This is a genomic window from Chamaesiphon sp. OTE_20_metabat_361 (assembly GCF_031364565.1).
The window spans coordinates 1-3,765 of the sequence record NZ_JANLWO010000418.1 but is presented as its reverse complement, the minus strand read 5'-3'; the positions used below and the strand labels follow the sequence as shown (position 1 = coordinate 3,765).

Here is a 3,765-nt window from a genome sequence, read left to right as displayed (position 1 = left end):
CTGGGAGACTGGGAGACTGGGAGATGAGGGGACGGGGGGACGGGGGGACGGGGGGACAGGGGGACTGGGCGAATACAAGGATTAACCTTTTACCTTTTACCCTTTCCCCTTTCCCCTTTCCCCCTGAAGCCTAAACCCTATCCCAAACCAAACGCCCGATGAACTGTCTTGAGCGCGTCGATGCCTTGAGAACGGGCGACTACACAACTAATTTTAATCTCGGATGTCGAAATCATTTGAATATTAATTTTAGCTTCAGCTAGGGCACTAAACATTTTGGCGGCGACACCAGGATTGCTGACCATCCCCGCACCGACGATACTGACTTTGGCGATCGATTCATCGACGACAACGGCTCCACAACCCAATTGAGTCGCCGAGGCTTCGAGGACGCGTTTGGCATCAGCGGCATCATTTTGGGCGACGGTACAGGCAATATCGCGGGTAGCGACACCATTGATGACGCGGGTGCGTTGGGATTGGACGATCGCATCCAGACTGATGTTATTTGCGGCTAAGATCCCAAATAACTCGGCAGCCATACCGGGACGATCGGGTACTTGCAGTATAGCTAATCTGGCGCGATCGAGGTCGAGGGAGACGCCACGCACTGCGGGTGCGGTAACTGGGGCAAGATTATTTTCATTGGCAGAGGTAGAGATCTCGAACTGTTGACACAGAGCGGCAATTGCCCGATCGCAATCTTTACTGGCGATCGTGCAACTGATTTTGATTTCTGAAGTCGAAATCATTTGAATATTAATGCCTGCATCGGCAAGGATCCTAAACATTTTGGCAGCTACTCCGGGTCTACCGATCATCCCCGCACCGGAGATGCTCACCTTGGCAATATCGTCCGCTACAAGGATGTCAGCGTGGCTGGGGACAAAGTTGTCATGCAGGACGGGCGAGATAGCTTCAGCGACCGCCTGGGCGCGTCCGATCGCATGTTTGTGGACGGTAAAGGCGATGTCATTGGTGTTGCCTTCGTGGATCGATTGGACGATCAGATCGACGTCTACCCGTTCGCGAGCGAGTGCGCCAAAGAGTTGTCCGGCAATCCCGGCGCGATCGGGTACTTGTAAGAGGGCGATTTTAGCTTGGTCGGTGGTAAATCCCACAGCATCGACCGATCGGGCAATTTCTAACCCGGTGAGGGGGCGCGGTGCGGGGACTGGAGACACAACCCAAGTACCCGGATCGTCCGTCCAACTCGATCGGACGACTAGGGGCACGCCGTAATTTTTGGCAATTTCGACAGCACGAGGATGCAACACTTTTGCACCTAAACTGGCAAGTTCGAGCATTTCATCGGCAGTAATTTCGGTCAATAATTTAGCTTCGGGGACGATTCGAGGATCTGTCGTCAAAATTCCCGGCACATCGGTATAAATCTCACAGGCACTAGCTTTGAGAGCGGCAGCTAGCGCGACAGCAGAGGTATCCGAACCACCTCTACCTAGGGTGGTAATGTCTCGATCGCCTGTGGCACTCACGCCCTGAAATCCAGCAACCACAACAACTTTACCTTCTTGCAGGTGCCGCTTGACGCGATCGGGGGCGATGTCCAGAATCCGCGCGCGGGTATGCTCGGCTTCGGTGACGATGCCCACTTGTGCGCCAGTCAGGGAGATGGCAGACTGTCCTAATTCTTGAATGGCGATACTCAGTAACGCGATCGTCACTTGTTCGCCTGTGGCAAGTAGCATATCCATTTCGCGCCGAGATGGCTGACTAGATAACTCCCGCGCTAGTTTAACCAATCCATCGGTAGTTTTTCCCATCGCCGAAACGACCACAACTAGTTCGTTACCAGCTTTAACAGCAGCCACCACTCGCCGCGCGACGGCTTGAATCCGCTCGGCGTCACCAACCGATGTCCCCCCATATTTTTGTACGATTAACGCCATCTTTTTTCTGCTATCCCTAAAACCACATTAAACAAACATTTTCCTAATGTTCCCTACTAAGTAGCTAGGCACAACTATTTATAAATATAGATTATGCCTGAAACCTAATTGGTGGGCAGTGCCCACCCTACGGGATCTACGGGATCTAGGGGAGGTAAAGATGGTATGAGCATTTTCCCCGTCGCCCCATCTCCCATCTCCCATCTCCCATCTCCCATCTTCCTATTCCCGCTCGGCTACCAATTCCGGCAGATGATACTCCACCTGCGGCTTCGCGATCTTTGCCAAAGCAGCGGACATCAAACCTTTGAATAGCGGATGGGGCAAGCTCGGCGTAGACTGAAATTCGGGGTGAAACTGCGTGGCGATAAAGAACGGATGCGAAGGCAGTTCGATGATTTCTACCAATCGGGTATCGGGCGATGTGCCGCTGATCGTATAGCCACTGTCGAGCAACTGATTGCGGTAGGCATTATTAAACTCATACCGATGGCGATGGCGTTCGTAGATCGCGGTTTGTTGATAGAGTTTGTGCGCCAGAGTATTTTCTTCCAATCGACAGGCATATAACCCCAGGCGCATCGTCCCACCGAGATCGACGACATCTTTTTGTTCGGGGAGGAGATCGATAATTGGATTGGGGGTTTCGGGATCGAATTCCGAACTATTTGCTCGATCGAGTTTAGCCACATTCCGCGCCCATTCGATCGTCGCCGCCTGCATTCCCAAGCACAATCCGAGGAAGGGGATCTGATGCTCGCGGGCGTACTGGATGGCGGCAATTTTGCCCTCTACACCACGAATCCCGAACCCGCCAGGGACAACCACCCCCTGCACGTCAGCGAGGTATTTAGCCGCCCCGTGGCACTCTAAATCTTCCGAATTTACCCAGACAACTTCTAATTTTGCGCCATTGGCGATCGCGCCATGTCGAAGGGCTTCCACTACCGACAGATAAGCATCGCCGAGTTGAGTATATTTACCAACCAGCGCGATCTTGACTTCTTGGGTAGATGTCTGCATTCGATCGACCAAATTTTGCCATTGAGTCAGATCGGGGGTACGCTGTTCGAGATGGAGCAGATCGATCGCCTGGGAAGCCAATCCTTCTCGCTCCATAATTAGCGGTACTTCATAGATACTGCTCGCATCCGGCGCATTAATCACCGATTCGACAGGCACATCACAAAATTCCGAGAGCTTCTCTTTAATCCCTGGTAGCAGGGGCTGGATACTCCGACAAACTAAAATATCTGGTTGAATCCCGATCGATCTCAATTCTTTAACTGAATGCTGTGTCGGCTTGGTTTTCATCTCCCCCGCCGTCGAGATCCACGGCACCAGCGCGACATGTAGATAAATTACATTCCGTCTGCCCACTTCCTTGCGAAACTGGCGGATCGCTTCGAGAAATGGTAAGGATTCGATATCGCCGACAGTACCACCGATCTCCGTAATTACCACATCGGGATTAGTATCTTTAGCGACTCGATCGATTCGTTCTTTGATCTCGTTGGTAATATGCGGAATCACCTGAACTGTGCCGCCATTGTAGTCGCCACGACGTTCTTTATTAATCACCGCTTGATAGATCGAACCCGTAGTGACGCTATTGAGCCGCGACATCGATGTATCGGTAAATCGCTCGTAGTGCCCCAAGTCTAAGTCTGTTTCGGCTCCATCTTTGGTGACGAATACTTCCCCATGCTGATAGGGACTCATCGTACCCGGATCGACGTTGATATAAGGATCGAGTTTGAGGATCGAGACTGAATAGTTGCGCGATTTGAGCAATCGCCCTAAGCTGGCGGCGACAATGCCCTTGCCAATACTCGAAACTACGCCACCAGTGACG

2 protein-coding genes are annotated in these 3,765 nt (G+C 52.2%); both read right to left on the bottom strand.

Annotated elements, in window-relative coordinates; genetic code table 11:
- Positions 1-137 precede the first annotated feature (137 nt).
- The gene (locus RMO35_RS12145) at positions 138-1,910 is read right to left on the bottom strand and encodes an aspartate kinase (RefSeq protein ID WP_309741512.1); all 1,773 of its coding nucleotides are present in this window, start codon (positions 1,908-1,910) and stop codon (positions 138-140) included.
- Between the two features lie 222 nt (positions 1,911-2,132).
- Positions 2,133-3,765: CTP synthase (locus RMO35_RS12140; protein ID WP_309741511.1), on the bottom strand; the 1,633-nt coding region annotated here is incomplete at its 5' end.